Origin of the sequence: Sphingomonas lutea (assembly GCF_014396785.1) — a bacterium.
In the GTDB taxonomy this organism is placed as follows: Bacteria; Pseudomonadota; Alphaproteobacteria; order Sphingomonadales; family Sphingomonadaceae; genus Sphingomicrobium; species Sphingomicrobium luteum.
Genome location: NZ_CP060718.1, coordinates 1200275 through 1213434, shown reverse-complemented (window position 1 = coordinate 1213434; position 13160 = coordinate 1200275). Strand labels below are relative to the sequence as shown.

Genomic DNA, 13160 nt, shown 5'->3' with positions numbered 1-13160 from the left:
GGCCGTGGTCATCCCTGGAGGCGTGGCGGGAAGTCACTTTTATTCGAGGATACCGCAAAAATGAGCGAACAGCTGACGCTGCCCGCCGAGACGCGCGACCGGGCTGGCAAGGGAGCCTCCCGCGAACTGCGTCGTGACGGACGGGTGCCCGCCGTGGTTTACGGCCAGAAGAAGGATCCCCTGTCGATCCACGTCGAAGAAAAGCTTCTGTCGAAGATGCTTTCGTCGGGTCACTTCATGAACTCGGTCGTGATGATCGACGTCGGCGGCAAGGCCACGCGCACATTGCCCAAGGCGATCGATTTCCACCCGGTGTCGAGCCGCCCGATCCACGTCGATTTCCTGCGCATCAGTGAGCACACCAAGGTCAACGTGGCGGTGCCGATGCGCTTCGACAACGAAGATGCTTCGCCGGGCCTCAAGCGCGGGGGCGTGCTCAACACGGTCATCCACGAGCTGGAGATCGTCTGCGACGCGGCCAACATCCCGAGCGAGATCCACATCCCGCTCGACGGGCTGGAGATCGGCGATTCGATCCACATCAGCGCGGTCAAGCTTCCGGACGGGGTGACCCCGGCGAACACGGAAGAAGACTTCACCGTCGCCACCATCGTCGCCCCGTCGGCGATGAAGTCGGAAGAAGACGAAGCGGCTGAGGCTGACGCCGTCCCGACCGTCGATGGTGAAGAGGGCGAAGGGGCCGAAGGCGGATCGGAAGAAGGCGGCGAAGACGCCTGATCATGAGCGAGCCCCTCCCCTTGATGGGGAGGGGTTGGGGTGGGTGACGCCTCCGGATAGGCTGCGCGGTCTCCACCCGCACCCCCTCCCAACCCTCCCCCATCGAGGGGGAGGGCGTTAAGTTCGTGCAAATCTGGGTCGGCCTTGGAAATCCCGGCGCGCAATATGCGATGCACCGGCACAATGTCGGCTTCATGGCGGCCGACCTTATCGCCGACACCCATCGCTTCGGCCCGTGGCAGAAGAAGTTTCGCGGGCTCGTGTCCGAAGGGCGGATCGCGCAGCAGCGCATCCTCCTGCTCAAGCCCCAGACCTTCATGAACGTCAGCGGCGATTCAGTTCAGCAGGCGCTGCACTTCTACAAGCTCGACGAGGACGCGCTGACGGTATTCCATGACGAGCTCGACCTTGCCCCGATGAAGGTCAAGGTGAAGGTCGGCGGCGGGGTCGCGGGCCATAACGGCCTGCGCTCGATCAATGCCGCGCTCGGCCCCGATTTCCGCCGCGTGCGCATCGGCATCGGCCATCCGGGGCACAAGGATCGGGTGACCAATTACGTCCTCGGCAATTACGCCAAGTCGGAAATGGAGCCGCTGGCGGACCTCCTCGCCGCGATCGCCAGCGAGGCCGGCTGGCTCGCCGAAGGCAATGACGCCCGCTTCATGAGCGAGGTGGCGCTTCGGCTTCAGGGGTCGGATTAGGCGATCCCGGTGCCAGACCGACGCGGCGTTGGGCGTCGGCAAGCATCGTTTCGAAACGCGGATTGCCGCGGAGATTGTCGAGGTCCGGGTCGGTCGCCGCAAGCCTGACCTGGCTGCTCAAGGCGCGGGTGATGGTGGTCTCCAGCAATGCGATCGCACCCTCGACGTCGTTTAGCTGCGCCGCGAGGACGCAGGCGAAATTGTAGCGCATGTTGAGGTTGCCGCCGTCGAGCAGCATCGCCTTGTCGATCCACTCCTTGACGCGCTCGACCTCGCCCATAGCCGCCAGGCCGCCCGCCGCGATCCCCAGGGCGGCGCCATTGCTCGGATCCTTTTCCAGGGCTTTCTGCGCTTCACTGAACATCATTCGGCCGGCGTGCCGCGCCTTGTCCCGATCGCCGGCGGCCTCATAGCAAGTGAGGAGCATCGCCCAGGTGTGGAAGTCGCCTTCCATGAGCTGCGCGGCCTTCTCGTAAAAACGCGTCGCTTCAGGGATCCGCCGCTGGGAGAGGCTGACCCGCCCCGCCTCCTTGTTCACCTCCCATGACTCAGGCTCAAGCTCGAGCGCTCGGGCGATTTCGCGGTTAGCCTCCGCATGCCTTCCTTGTTCAAGGAAGAAGCGCGCCTTGGCCGAATGGGCGACGGCAATGCTGGGATCGATCGCCAGCGCCTTTTCGGCCGTGGGCAAGCCGTCCTGCGTCGTATCGCCGAAGCCGAACCGCAGGCTGATCTGGGCCAGCGCCATGAGTGCCAATGCCTGTGCATATTGCGGGTCGATTTCCAACGCGCGCCCGCACAGCCGGACGACCCTTTCCTCGCGGCGTCTGTCGCCATGATTGCCGGTCAGCCAATATTGCCTGGCCATCAGATAGTAATTGTACGCCTCGGCGCTGCTCGTACCGCGCTCCTCGATCGCCTTCTTTTCTTCGGGCAGCAGCTTCAACTTCAGCGCTGCGACGATCTCCTTGGTGATCTCGTCCTGGATGGCGAAAATGTCGGTCAATTCCCGGTCATAGCGCTCGGCCCACAGATGGTCGCCGGTCGCGCCGTCGATCAGCTGCGCGGTGATGCGCAGCCGGTTGCCGGCCTTGCGGACGCTGCCTTCAAGGACATGGCTGACGTTCAGCTTGCGCGCGCATTCGCACACGTCGACCGACTGACCCTTAAAGGTAAAGGCAGTGTTCCGCGCGACCACCCGCAGCGCGGAGATCTTGGACAAGTCGGTGGTAATGTCCTCGCTGATCCCGTCGCTGAAATATTCCTGCTCCGGGTCGCCGCTCATGTTCTGGAAGGGCAGCACGGCGATCGACCGCTCGCGGCGCGGCGGGCGCCGTCCTTCCTCTCGCGCGGCCGTTGGCCCGGCAAGCGCCGCGACACTCGCGCTCAGCTTGGCCCAGGCGGCGGCTTTGGGATCGCCGGTCCAGCCCTCGATCCGCGCGCAATGGATCTGATTGAACGGCAGCGGGGGCATCGACGAATCGAGGGTCGCCTGGATCAGCGTCCCGGCGTTGCGGGCAACATCGGCTTCCGCCCTCACCCATTCGGACTTCACTGCCTCGGCAGACCACAGGACGACGACGGCCTGCGCCGATTTCAGCCGCTCTTCGATGACTTCGGTATAGGCCTTGTGCGCGGGCAATTCGTCGTCGCGCCACACCTCGTAGCCTTGTCCGCGAAGCGCATCGGCAACGCGCGACGCTCTGGCTTCGTCCGGCCTTGCGTAGGAGATGAAGACGTGGCCCATCCCTGCCCCTTTCGCACCGGATATCAGGACTCTAACGAGGAGTCATGACGCGGGCACTTTTCGCTACCGAGCTGTACGAGGCCGATATCGGCGACGACGCGCTGTTGGGCGAGCTGGCCCGGTCGATTCGAAGCCTGGCGACCGACGATGACGCCGGGCGCCGCTGGAGCGCCGACCACGCCTACCGCGGCTACACCAGCTACGCCTCGCTTGACGACCTGCCCCGGCGCGACCCCGCCTTCGCAGACTTGGCGAGGCTCCTGACCAAACATGCAGCTGCCTTCGCCAAGGAGTGCGCATTCGACGGTGCCAAGCCAAAGCTCGACAGCCTGTGGGTCAATCTGTTGAAAGGCGGTGGACAACATAGTGGACACATCCACCCGCACAGCGTGATCTCGGGCACCCTTTATGTCGAGGTCCCGCGCGGCGCGGGCGCGATCCGCTTCGAAGACCCTCGCCTGCCCTTGATGATGGCCGCACCGACGCGTCCGGACACCTTCGTTACAGTCGAGCCGCGCCGCGGCCTGTTGCTGCTGTGGGAAAGCTGGCTCCGACACGAAGTGCGTTCCGGCACCAGCAAGAGCGAGCGCCTCAGCGTCAGCTTCAACTTCCGCTGATCAGCGGATCGGCTGGCGTGCCGTCACAGGCTTGACCTCGCTGATCCGCTCATGCGCGATCCGCCACAGCCCGCCGTAATCGCGCCAGAGGGTGCTGTAGGTCTGGCGCAGGGGCTTGCCGCCCTCCTCCCAACGGAATTCATGCGTGGTGTAGAACACGCCGACGCCCGGCTGCACCTTGCTCACGATCTGGTGGACGGCCAACTTGCGGTCGTCCGGCGAATAAGGCCCGTCCCAATTCTGCAAATAGCGCGCCCAGTCGACGATCGCCTTGCGCCCCCGCGTCACCCCGTCGGGGCGCTCGACGATGGCGTCCTCGGCATAAGGTTCGACGAAGCCCGCGAACGTCTTGCGGTCCCACGCCGCGGCCATTTCGAAGATCTGTGCCGTGACCTCGCTCGACGCCTTCCAGTAAACGTCCGGGGCGCCGGGCGGACGCGGCCGTTGCTCGGGCTGAGGCGTGGCGGTCGTCCGCACCTCGCCGGGGAGGACGCGAAGAGCCTCTGCCGTTCGCGCTACGCGCGCGGCAATACCTTCCGGGCCGCAACCCAGCCGCCCGAACCGGTCCTGGCCGCCATGCATGACGACGAAATAGCGCGGGGTCCCGCGGCATGCCGCCTTGAAGTTATAGGGATCCTCGGCCCACAGGTCGCTCTTGCTCAGCAGGCGGTTGAGCTCGTGGCCCAGCGGCTGCGGTAGGCGCTTGGTCTGACCTGGGCGGACTTCGTACCATCCATATTCGTCCTTGATCAGCAGCCGCGGCGGCGCCTTTGACCGTTCGTCCCCGACCAGTATGAAGCCCCAATTCTTGCGCCAGTCGCGCAATTTCTCGATCAGGCCGCGATCGCTGAACGCGACGCGCGCACGCTCTTCGAGCGCCTGGCGCTTGCCTGAAATGATGATGTCTTCCTTGGTCGGCGGAGACACAGTCGCAGCGGCCGGCACGGCAGCAGTAAAGCTGGCGCAGGCGGCAAGCAGGACAGGCAGGTTGCGCATCGACAAATCCATGATGGTGGAAATCGTACTGCGGATTGCCTAGGGGGCGCTGAACTTCGCGTTACGACGCGCTTCATCCACCGTTAGGACTTTTCGCACTTATGGGCTTTCGCTGCGGCATCGTCGGCCTGCCGAACGTCGGCAAATCCACGCTCTTCAACGCGCTGACCGAAACCGCGGCGGCGCAGGCGGCCAATTATCCATTCTGCACGATCGAGCCCAATGTCGGCCGCGTCGCGGTGCCGGACGAGCGGCTGCAGAAGATTTCGGCCATCGCCAAGTCGGCCCAGACGATCGAAACGCAGATCGAATTCGTCGACATCGCCGGCCTCGTTCGCGGCGCCAGCCAGGGCGAAGGGCTCGGCAACCAGTTCCTCGCCAACATCCGGGAGGTGGATGCGATCGTCCACGTTTTGCGCTGCTTCGAGGACGGCGACGTCACGCACGTCGAGGGCCGCGTCGATCCCATCGCCGATGCCGAGACGGTCGAGACCGAGCTGATGCTCGCCGACCTCGACAGCCTCGAGCGGCGCGTCCCAAATCTCGTCAAGAAGGCCCAGCAGGGCGACAAGGACGCCAAGATCGAAGCCTCGGTGCTCGGTCAAGCGCTCGAGCTGTTGCGCGCGTCCAAGCCCGCGCGGCTGACCCAGCCCAAGGATGTCGAGGAAGCCCGCGCGCTCCACCGCGCGCAGCTGCTGACCGGCAAGCCCGTGCTCTACGTCTGCAATGTCGACGAAGGCGATGCGGCCGACGGCAATGCGCTCTCCGCGAAGGTCTTTGAAAAGGCGGCGTCGGAAGGCGCCAAGGCCGTGGTCGTCTCCGCCGCGATCGAATCCGAAATTGCCACCCTGCCCGAGGAGGAGCGCCAGGCTTTCCTCGCCGACCTCGGCCTTGAGGAAACCGGCCTGACGCGCGTCATACGCGCCGGCTACGAACTGCTCGGCCTCATCACCTTCTTCACCGCGGGCCCCAAGGAATCACGCGCCTGGACGGTACGCAACGGCGCCAAGGCGCCCGAGGCCGCCGGCGCGATCCATACCGATTTCGAGCGCGGCTTCATCCGCGCCGAGACGATTGCTTATGCCGACTATCTCGCCTGCAACGGCGAAACGGGTGCCAAGGACGCTGGCAAGATGCGCGCCGAGGGCAAGGAATATGTCGTTCAGGACGGCGACGTGATGCTGTTCCGCTTCAACGTCTGACGGCCCGCGGGGGCCAGGTAGTCGCTCAGCCAGATGATGAACAGCAGCCAGAAGGCCCGAACGACCAGCCACCCACGACGTCGCTCGGCCAATGCACGCCAAGCATCGGCCGGCTGACCCCGACGGCGGCTATCAAGGCCAGCGCAACGCCCATGGCGATCCGTCTGGCGCGCCCGGTAAAGCCGAGCAGGGCGATCCCCAGATAGACCATCATCGCGTTGCTCGAATGCCCGCTGGGGAAAGAATGCGAGCTGACTTCAACCAGGCGCATATGCTCGTCGGGGCGTAGCCGGGCGAACCAGTCCTTTTCGAGGATGACGAGGATCCGGCCGGTGGCGCAGGCGATGAGCAGGATGAACGCCTCGCGCCGTAGGCCGCGCCACGCCATCCACCCCGCGCCCGCCAGCGTGAACGCGACGGCGGTGTACCACTCACCGAAAAAGGTGATGAAACGCGCCACCGGCTCGAGCACGGCGTGGTCGGCCGAATAGGCCTTGAGCAGCAGCCCGCGATCGACATCGCCGGCGCCGCCGAGCAACATCACCAGCCACAGCGCGAGCAGCGCCGCCAACATGACAACTTTGTTACGGTCCATCAGCCGTGCCAGACGCGCCAGCACGGCGATGGGTCCACCACCGGCGCTAGAACTTCATCCCCGCGCGCAGTCCGAAGGTGCGCGGTCGCCCGGGATAGATGCGGACGTTGGTGCAGATGCTGCAGCCGACACCGCGCGACAATTCGTTGCGCTTGTCGAAGATGTTCGTGCCGAACAGTTCGACGTTGTAATTGCCCCACGTATAGCCTGTGAACAGGTCAACCAGGGCGTAGGATCTAAGTGTCCCGGTGATCGCCTGGTCGTCCGTGCGCAAGGCGGAGCGCGCGGAACCTTGGTATGACAGACCGGCTTGCGCATGCGCCCGGCCCGCGCCCATGTTCCAGGCGTAGCGCGCGGTCGCCGAGAATTTGAATTTGGGCGTGATCGGCAGGCGCGTGCCCTTGGGCGCGACGATCTCGTCCCGCTCCTCCTCATCTTCCACCGTCAGTGGGTCGTCCTCGACTAGGATGAGGTCGCAATCGGGCTCCGGATCTGCGGCGACTCCGCAGATATTGTCCTTGGTCTTGGCATCGGTGAAGGCCGCCGCGGCATTCAGCGTCAGCCCGCCCGCGGTATAGTTGATGTCGGTTTCGATGCCGTTGATCCGCGCATCGCGCCCGTTCTGCACCACGGTCAGGCTGTTTTCGCCGAGGAAGCTGAATTGAAACTTCTCCCACACTTGGTGGTAGATAGCGCCGTTCCAGCGGAACGGCCCGAAGGTCGTCTTCCAGCCAAGCTCATTGTTGATCAGGAAGTCGGCGTTGTACGGCGCCAGGCCCGGCTGGCGGTTGATGCCGCCCGGTCGATAGCCTTTCGACCGAGTCGCATAGAACATTAGCCCGTCGCGCGGCTTCCATGTGCCGTTGAAACGATAGGTCCAGCCCGTGTCCTTGCTCGCCTTGGGCTTGAGCTCCCCATTTTCGAAGGTGGCGACGTTGATGCAGGGCGTCCCATCAAGCTTGCCGTCGAGGATGAGGGTCGTGTCGGTGCCACCGATCTGTGATTCGCGCAGGGAATCGCCATCGACGGTGAAACATTGGGCAACGCCGGTCCGGGTGCTTCCGACCGCATTCGGCGGCGGCGAGCCGGGCAGCGGGTCCCCGTCAGCATCCTGGATGAACAAGGGGTCACGGCCAAAGCCGGCAAAACCGAACACGGTATTGTCGAACTTGTAATAGCGTCCGCCGCCCGTCAGCGTGATCTGCGGCGTAACGTCGAAGCTCAGCTCTCCGAAGATGGCATAATCCCGGTCGATGCGCTTTTGCTTGGTCAGCCACAAAATTCCGGGACGACCGTTGACCGACAGGTCCGCGGCAAGGTCGTCGACTCGATATTCCTGCAGGATGTCATTCGATTGCCGCTGGTAAAACAGGCCGCCGATGAACCGCAGCGCATTCTCCTGCGGCGATGCGACGCGCAGTTCCTGGCTTAGCTTTTTGAAGTTGTTGCCGCCGGTGATGTACTGGCGGATGTCGATGGGACCGCCCGCATCGTCGACGAAATACTGGTAATTCGCGATGCCGCCGACGCTCTCGTAATAAGCATCATAAGCGTCGGCATAGTCGGTGTAGTCGCTGACACCCGAATTCGGACGATGCATGTACGCGCCGGCATAGGTGATGTCGAAGTTGCCGACCTTCCCTTCGACGGTGAGCGCGGCCTGCGTGAACTTGTCCTTGGCCGGCTCTTCACGGAACCGCTGCGTCTCCAGGTCGCCCAGACGATCGTCGAAGAACCAGACGCCGCGCGTCTTGCTGTTCTGGTGCATGATCTGGGGCGTGACGGTCCAATTATCGTCAAGATCGATCTTCAGCGCCGCACGGCCGCCATAGGTCTTGTTGACGTTGATATCGTCGTCGACGAACGCGGCATTATCGACTTGGATACCATCGGTGCGATCGCATCCGATCAAATCGGGGAGGAGATCGTCATCGTCCCCGTCCGGGCCAAAGACCTTGCTTCCGCAATAAGCCCGCTCCCCGAACACATTGTCGATGTAGCCGGCGTCGCGCTGGTAAAAGACGTTCGCGCGGAAGGCCATGCGGTCGCTGATCGGCAAGTTGATCATGCCTTCGAGGCTGCCCCCGACTCCGCCATGCGCGACGCTATTCAGTTCGGCATCCACGCGGCCCGCGGTAACGCCGATCTCCGGCTTGTTGGTAATGATGCGGATCGTGCCCGCCTGCGAAGAGGCGCCGTACAACGTGCCCTGCGGTCCGGCGAGGCTCTCGATCCGGGCAATGTCGTAGATGTGGACGTCGAGCGTTCCCCCGATCGTCGTGACCGGCTGCTCGTCGAGGTAGAAGCCAACCGACGGAAGCGACCCCGTATGGTTGCCGTCGCCGCCGGTGGCGACGCCGCGCATGTAAACGGTCGTGAAGCCCGGCGCCGCGGTCTGGAAGCTGACCGACGGAAGCTGCTTCGTATAATCCTCGAAGTTGGAGATGTTCAGCTGGTCGAGCCGCCGCGTGCCGATTGCCTGCACGCTGATCGGGACGTCCTGCAGGTTTTCCTCGCGCTTGGTCGCGGTGATGATGATCTCGGTTTCGTCGGGGACAAGCCCGTCCTGCGCTTGCTGAACGGCGGGGTTGGACGTCACGTTGGTGGCGTTCGTCCCCGGCGCGGGCGATTGCGTCGTCGGCGACTCGGGCGTCGCGTCGGCCGGCGAAGTGGAGACCTGGGCGAAGGCTGCGGAGCCCATTGCCGTTGACGCCAGCAACCCGATCACAACCAAACGCGACGTGCGGTCCGTCATTCCATTCCCCTCTGTTTATGTCGGGATTGCGACAGAGCGGCCGCGCCTTGTCAACATGCCTTCGGCATCCGGCAGAACGATTGTTGCGCTACCGTTGCGATAAGGTCGCGGGTACATCCGGATAGGTATCGAGGACGGGACCCAGAGCCCGTTTGAGTGGTCCCAGGTGCGCCTCATACGCGCGCCATTCGTCTTTCGCGTCGCGATAGATCGGCTGCCGAACCTGTTCGGAACTGGGTGTGCGAACAGCGCGCTCGGTCTTGTGGAAATCAAGGCACGCCTGCTCGAACTCGAGCCCGCAATAGTCGAGCAGCGCCCGGACCTCGGCTTCAGTATCGTCGACCATGCGCTCGTAGATCACGCGGTGCACGCGCCCGGGGAGCACGGCATCGACGTGCGCCATCAAACGCACATAGTCGGCGTAATAGCGGCCAAGGTCGACGAGGTCGTAGGTGAAGTCCTGACCGCGCGCGAAGTGCTGGCGAAAGTTGGAAAAGCAGCAGCCCAGCGGGTGACGACGGGCATCAACGATCTTGGCATTGGGCAGCACCCAATGGATGAAGGGCACGAACATCCAGTTGTTGGGTAATTTGTCGATGAAAAAAGGCCGATCGGTCCGCCGCTGGATGGCGGTACGCTCCAGGTAGGATTCACCAGTCGCCTTCCGCTCCTCGTCCGTCATGTCGGCCGCGGACGCGGGATATCTGCCCCGTCCCCGCGCAAGCGCAGGCATGTCGGGCAATTCCGCCGTCCCTTCGACCTGACTGTGCGACGACAGAATCTGCTCGACCAGCGTCGAACCCGCCCGCGGCATCCCCAGGATGAAGATCGGATCGGGCGCGGCGGAGCCGCCGGGCCTCGCAAGCAACTCGCTTGTGAAGAGCGCGATCGAACGGTCGACCAGCGCCGTCAACTCACCCGGATGGAACGGGTGGTAGGTCCTCCGCCGCGCGTTTCCGGCTGCGTAGTGGGCAAATGCCGCGTCGCTCTCGCCGGCATCGTGCAGGGCCTTGCCGAGCGCGAAGTCGAGGTGGAAGCGGTCGTCGTCCTTGAGGTCGGGGGCATCCAGCGCGCTACGCATGGCGGCAATGTCGTCCGCGCCAAAGCGCACGGTCTTGAGGTTGGCGAGGCTCCACCAAGCCTCGCCAAGCGTCGGCTGGAACGCGATCGCCTTGCGATAGGCATCGACCGATTCGTCCTGCCGGCCCACCGTTTTCAGCATGTGGCCATAGCTCATCAGCAGCCGCGGCTGCCGCGGCACACGCCGCAGGACCTCCTCGTAAAGTTTCAGCGCCTCTTCGAAGTCACCCAGGCGGCCCAGCGTCGCCGCCTTGAGGTTGAGATGGCCAAGTCCGTCAGGTTCCGCGAGCAGGATCTCGTCAAGCAGCTCGAACGCCTCGGCCGGACGGCCCAGCCGGCCAAGCACCATCGCCAGATTGGCGCGGGCGGCAGTGAAATCTGGCGCAATCTCGAGCGCGCGGCGCAACAGGGTCTCGGCGTCCTTCAGCCGGCCGATTCGCGCCGCAAGTTCGGCCAACATGCGGATCGCACGCACGTCGAACGGATCTTCCTTGAGATGCGGCTTGAGCAGGCGCTCGGCGATATCCAGACGGTTTTCGTTCAGCGCCATAGCCGCCTCGATCAGGCGCGGATGCCATCGGTTGTTCGCTTGGATTTCGCTCGCCACGGCGGTTTCGTAGCGCGAAGCCGGCGCGCCCGCTATGCGCCAGCACCATGCGATATTTCGAAGATCTGGAAGTGGGCGCGGAAACCGACTTCGGCGTCTACCACGTGACGCGGGAGGAAGTGCTGGAGTTCGCCCGCAAATACGATCCGCAGCCCTTCCACCTATCCGATGAAGCAGCCGCCAAGACGCACTTCGGGCGGATCGCGGCGAGCGGCTGGCACACCTGCGCGATGACGATGGCCGTGCTGGCACGCTATTCGGTGGATCATGAGCAAGCCGGCCTCGGCTCACCCGGGATCGACGACCTGCGCTGGCTGAAGCCCGTCTATCCCGGCGATACGCTCTCCGTGCATGGCAAGATCGTCGAAAAGACGCCCTCGCGCAGCAAGCCCGATATTGGCGCCGTCCGCACAGAAACGACGGTCACCAACCAGGACGGCGTCCCGGTCATGCGCTACACGTCAATCGTGCTGATCCGCCGGCGGCCCGAAGGCACGCCGGCGGATTAGTCCTTAATTGTCGTCGCGCTGGCGAGCGGCGCGCTCGGCGCGACGCTGTTCGATGCGCTGGCGAAGCGACTCACGCACGCGTTCACGACCTTCGCCGTTGGACATGCGGGTGGTCGAGCGCGGCGCGCGCTCGACGCTGTCGGTGCGGATACGGCGAACGCTCTGCGTGCCGATCGTGTCGCCACGGCGTTCGCGGATGCGGTCGGCCAGGGTCGACGACACGCGCTGGCGCCATTGCGCCAGCTCGGCGTCGCTCAACCGACGCCGGGTGCGGTCGCGGTCATAGACGTAGTAACCGCTGCCCGGATAATAATAGCCGTTGTACCAGCCGCCGCCGTAGGGCGATCCGTACCCGCCATAATTATAGCCGTATGGGCCGTAGCCGTACGAATAACGGGAGCCGTAGCCGAAATAGGGATCGGCATACGGGCTGTATCCATAGCCGCCGTAATTGCCGTAATAGCCGCCGTAGCCGCTGTTGTAGCCGACGCCGACGCCAAGCCCTGGGCCGAAACCATAGCCGCAGCCGCTGAGCGCGACCGCCGCCGCAGCGACCAGACCAAGTTTCAAATTACGCATGACACACCTGCACAGGTAAAAGGTTCAAAGCGCACGGCGACTCGCGCGTGCTCGCTCTGTTTCTACGCTTGCGCAGCTTTCCCGCAGATGAAGCGCGGGCTCAGCCCGCGATGCCCTCTTCGCCCTTCGCCGCGCGGCTCTTCGCCTGGTTCTTGGGGTCAAGCGCCCCGGTCACGCGCACCTTGCGCTTCGCTTCGGCCCAGATGTTCCGATAGGCGAAATAGGCAAGGATGCTGGCGACGATCAGGAAGATCACCACGGCAAGGCCCGTCGCGTGCCGGTTCTCAAGCTTCGGCTCGGCGGTCCACACCAGGAACGCCGTGACGTCCTTCGCCATCTGATCGACAGTCGACTTCGTGCCGTCGGCATACGTCACCTGACCTTCGCTGGTGAGCGGCGGGGGCATGGCGATGTTGAGGTTCGGGAAATAAGGATTGTAGTGAAGCCCCGCCGGAGTCTTGGCGTCGGGGAACCTCTTGACCTCGTCCGCGGTCTGCGGCCGGTAGCCGGTCAGGAGCGAATAGGTGTAGGCTGCCCCACCCTCTCGCGCCTTGGTGATCAGCGACAGGTCGGGCGGAAGCGCATTATTGTTCGCCGCGCGAGCCGCGACCGCATTGGCATAGGGGCTCGGGAAACGGTCGGACGGAATTGCCTTGCGCGTTGACGCTTCGCCGGTGTCCGGATTGATGCTCGGCACCTCGGTCGCCCACTGATCGGCGATCGCCTTGATCTCGGGCTCCTCGTAGCCGAGCGCCGCCAGGTCGCGGAACGACACGAGGCTCAGGCCGTGGCAGGCTGCGCACACTTCCTTGTACACCTGGAAGCCGCGCTGCAGTTGCTGGTTATCGAAATGGCCGAAGGGGCCGTCGCTCGCCAGCTTGAGCGGCTTGGCATGCTCGTGCAGCGCGTGCTGGGCCGTCTCCTCATGCGGGGTGGAAAAATAGTCCGCCGCGCCGACGAAGAGCGAGATCAGAAGGATGCCGGCCAGACCGAGGCCGACGATGAAACCGATGAACCGGACCATGACCCGTCTGTCC

The 13160-nt window shown here is 64.3% G+C and carries 12 protein-coding genes; 5 read left to right on the top strand and 7 right to left on the bottom strand.

Annotated elements, in window-relative coordinates; genetic code table 11:
* Positions 1–60: 60 nt before the first annotated feature.
* Together H9L13_RS06260 and pth are read left to right on the top strand one after the other, a co-directional pair.
* Positions 61–738 carry a 50S ribosomal protein L25/general stress protein Ctc gene (locus tag H9L13_RS06260; protein WP_187536930.1) on the top strand — a complete coding sequence of 226 codons (678 nt, stop codon included), beginning with the start codon at positions 61–63 and terminating at the stop codon, positions 736–738.
* A gap of 125 nt (positions 739–863) precedes the next feature.
* The gene (gene pth, locus H9L13_RS06255) at positions 864–1439 is read left to right on the top strand and encodes an aminoacyl-tRNA hydrolase (RefSeq protein WP_187536929.1); all 576 of its coding nucleotides are present in this window, start codon (positions 864–866) and stop codon (positions 1437–1439) included.
* Here the strand turns inward: pth and H9L13_RS06250 are convergent.
* Entirely contained in the window at positions 1399–3183 is a 1785-nt protein-coding gene (locus H9L13_RS06250) for a TIR domain-containing protein (RefSeq protein ID WP_187536928.1), read from the bottom strand. The two genes, pth and H9L13_RS06250, sit on opposite strands and share 41 nt — an antisense overlap.
* A 44-nt stretch (positions 3184–3227) precedes the next feature.
* On the opposite strand from H9L13_RS06250, the gene H9L13_RS06245 reads away from it, so the two are divergent.
* Positions 3228–3800, top strand: coding sequence for a TIGR02466 family protein (locus tag H9L13_RS06245; RefSeq protein ID WP_187536927.1), 573 nt, complete (start codon positions 3228–3230; stop codon positions 3798–3800).
* Here H9L13_RS06245 and H9L13_RS06240 read toward each other — a convergent pair whose 3' ends face one another.
* On the bottom strand, positions 3801–4796 hold the full coding sequence (locus H9L13_RS06240) for a DUF4440 domain-containing protein (RefSeq protein ID WP_187539978.1): 996 nt from the start codon (positions 4794–4796) through the stop codon (positions 3801–3803). It abuts the gene before it with no gap.
* A gap of 101 nt (positions 4797–4897) precedes the next feature.
* On the opposite strand from H9L13_RS06240, the gene ychF reads away from it, so the two are divergent.
* Positions 4898–5998, top strand: a complete 1101-nt coding sequence (gene ychF, locus H9L13_RS06235) for a redox-regulated ATPase YchF (protein ID WP_187539976.1) — start codon at positions 4898–4900, stop codon at positions 5996–5998.
* Positions 5999–6023: 25 nt separating this feature from the next.
* Here ychF and H9L13_RS06230 read toward each other — a convergent pair whose 3' ends face one another.
* The 3 genes from H9L13_RS06230 to H9L13_RS06220 form a co-directional block, all read right to left on the bottom strand.
* Positions 6024–6593, bottom strand: coding sequence for a phosphatase PAP2 family protein (locus H9L13_RS06230; RefSeq protein ID WP_187539974.1), 570 nt, complete (start codon positions 6591–6593; stop codon positions 6024–6026).
* Positions 6594–6639: 46 nt separating this feature from the next.
* A complete protein-coding gene (locus H9L13_RS06225) occupies positions 6640–9348 on the bottom strand; it encodes a TonB-dependent receptor (protein WP_223176491.1) in 2709 nt (902 codons plus the stop codon).
* Between the two features lie 88 nt (positions 9349–9436).
* Entirely contained in the window at positions 9437–10978 is a 1542-nt protein-coding gene (locus tag H9L13_RS06220) for a tetratricopeptide repeat-containing sulfotransferase family protein (protein ID WP_187540199.1), read from the bottom strand.
* A gap of 104 nt (positions 10979–11082) precedes the next feature.
* On the opposite strand from H9L13_RS06220, the gene H9L13_RS06215 reads away from it, so the two are divergent.
* Positions 11083–11544 carry a MaoC family dehydratase gene (locus tag H9L13_RS06215; RefSeq protein WP_187539972.1) on the top strand — a complete coding sequence of 154 codons (462 nt, stop codon included), beginning with the start codon at positions 11083–11085 and terminating at the stop codon, positions 11542–11544.
* Between the two features lie 3 nt (positions 11545–11547).
* Here H9L13_RS06215 and H9L13_RS06210 read toward each other — a convergent pair whose 3' ends face one another.
* Both H9L13_RS06210 and H9L13_RS06205 read right to left on the bottom strand, forming a co-directional pair.
* Entirely contained in the window at positions 11548–12123 is a 576-nt protein-coding gene (locus H9L13_RS06210; RefSeq protein WP_187539970.1) for a hypothetical protein, read from the bottom strand.
* Positions 12124–12223: 100 nt separating this feature from the next.
* Positions 12224–13147, bottom strand: a complete 924-nt coding sequence (locus tag H9L13_RS06205) for a cytochrome c1 (protein WP_187539967.1) — start codon at positions 13145–13147, stop codon at positions 12224–12226.
* Positions 13148–13160 lie beyond the last annotated feature (13 nt).

What these genes read in the sequence shown, in the direction of transcription:
- H9L13_RS06260 (WP_187536930.1), top strand. Translation starts at nt 61, where the DNA reads ATGAGCGAACAGCTGACGCTGCCCGCCGAGACGCGCGACCGGGCTGGC.
- H9L13_RS06250 (WP_187536928.1), bottom strand. Translation starts at nt 3,183, where the DNA reads ATGGGCCACGTCTTCATCTCCTACGCAAGGCCGGACGAAGCCAGAGCG.
- H9L13_RS06245 (WP_187536927.1), top strand. Translation starts at nt 3,228, where the DNA reads ATGACGCGGGCACTTTTCGCTACCGAGCTGTACGAGGCCGATATCGGC.
- H9L13_RS06240 (WP_187539978.1), bottom strand. Translation starts at nt 4,796, where the DNA reads ATGCGCAACCTGCCTGTCCTGCTTGCCGCCTGCGCCAGCTTTACTGCT.
- ychF (WP_187539976.1), top strand. Translation starts at nt 4,898, where the DNA reads ATGGGCTTTCGCTGCGGCATCGTCGGCCTGCCGAACGTCGGCAAATCC.
- H9L13_RS06230 (WP_187539974.1), bottom strand. Translation starts at nt 6,593, where the DNA reads ATGGACCGTAACAAAGTTGTCATGTTGGCGGCGCTGCTCGCGCTGTGG.
- H9L13_RS06225 (WP_223176491.1), bottom strand. Translation starts at nt 9,348, where the DNA reads ATGACGGACCGCACGTCGCGTTTGGTTGTGATCGGGTTGCTGGCGTCA.
- H9L13_RS06220 (WP_187540199.1), bottom strand. Translation starts at nt 10,978, where the DNA reads ATGGCGCTGAACGAAAACCGTCTGGATATCGCCGAGCGCCTGCTCAAG.
- H9L13_RS06215 (WP_187539972.1), top strand. Translation starts at nt 11,083, where the DNA reads ATGCGATATTTCGAAGATCTGGAAGTGGGCGCGGAAACCGACTTCGGC.
- H9L13_RS06210 (WP_187539970.1), bottom strand. Translation starts at nt 12,123, where the DNA reads ATGCGTAATTTGAAACTTGGTCTGGTCGCTGCGGCGGCGGTCGCGCTC.
- H9L13_RS06205 (WP_187539967.1), bottom strand. Translation starts at nt 13,147, where the DNA reads ATGGTCCGGTTCATCGGTTTCATCGTCGGCCTCGGTCTGGCCGGCATC.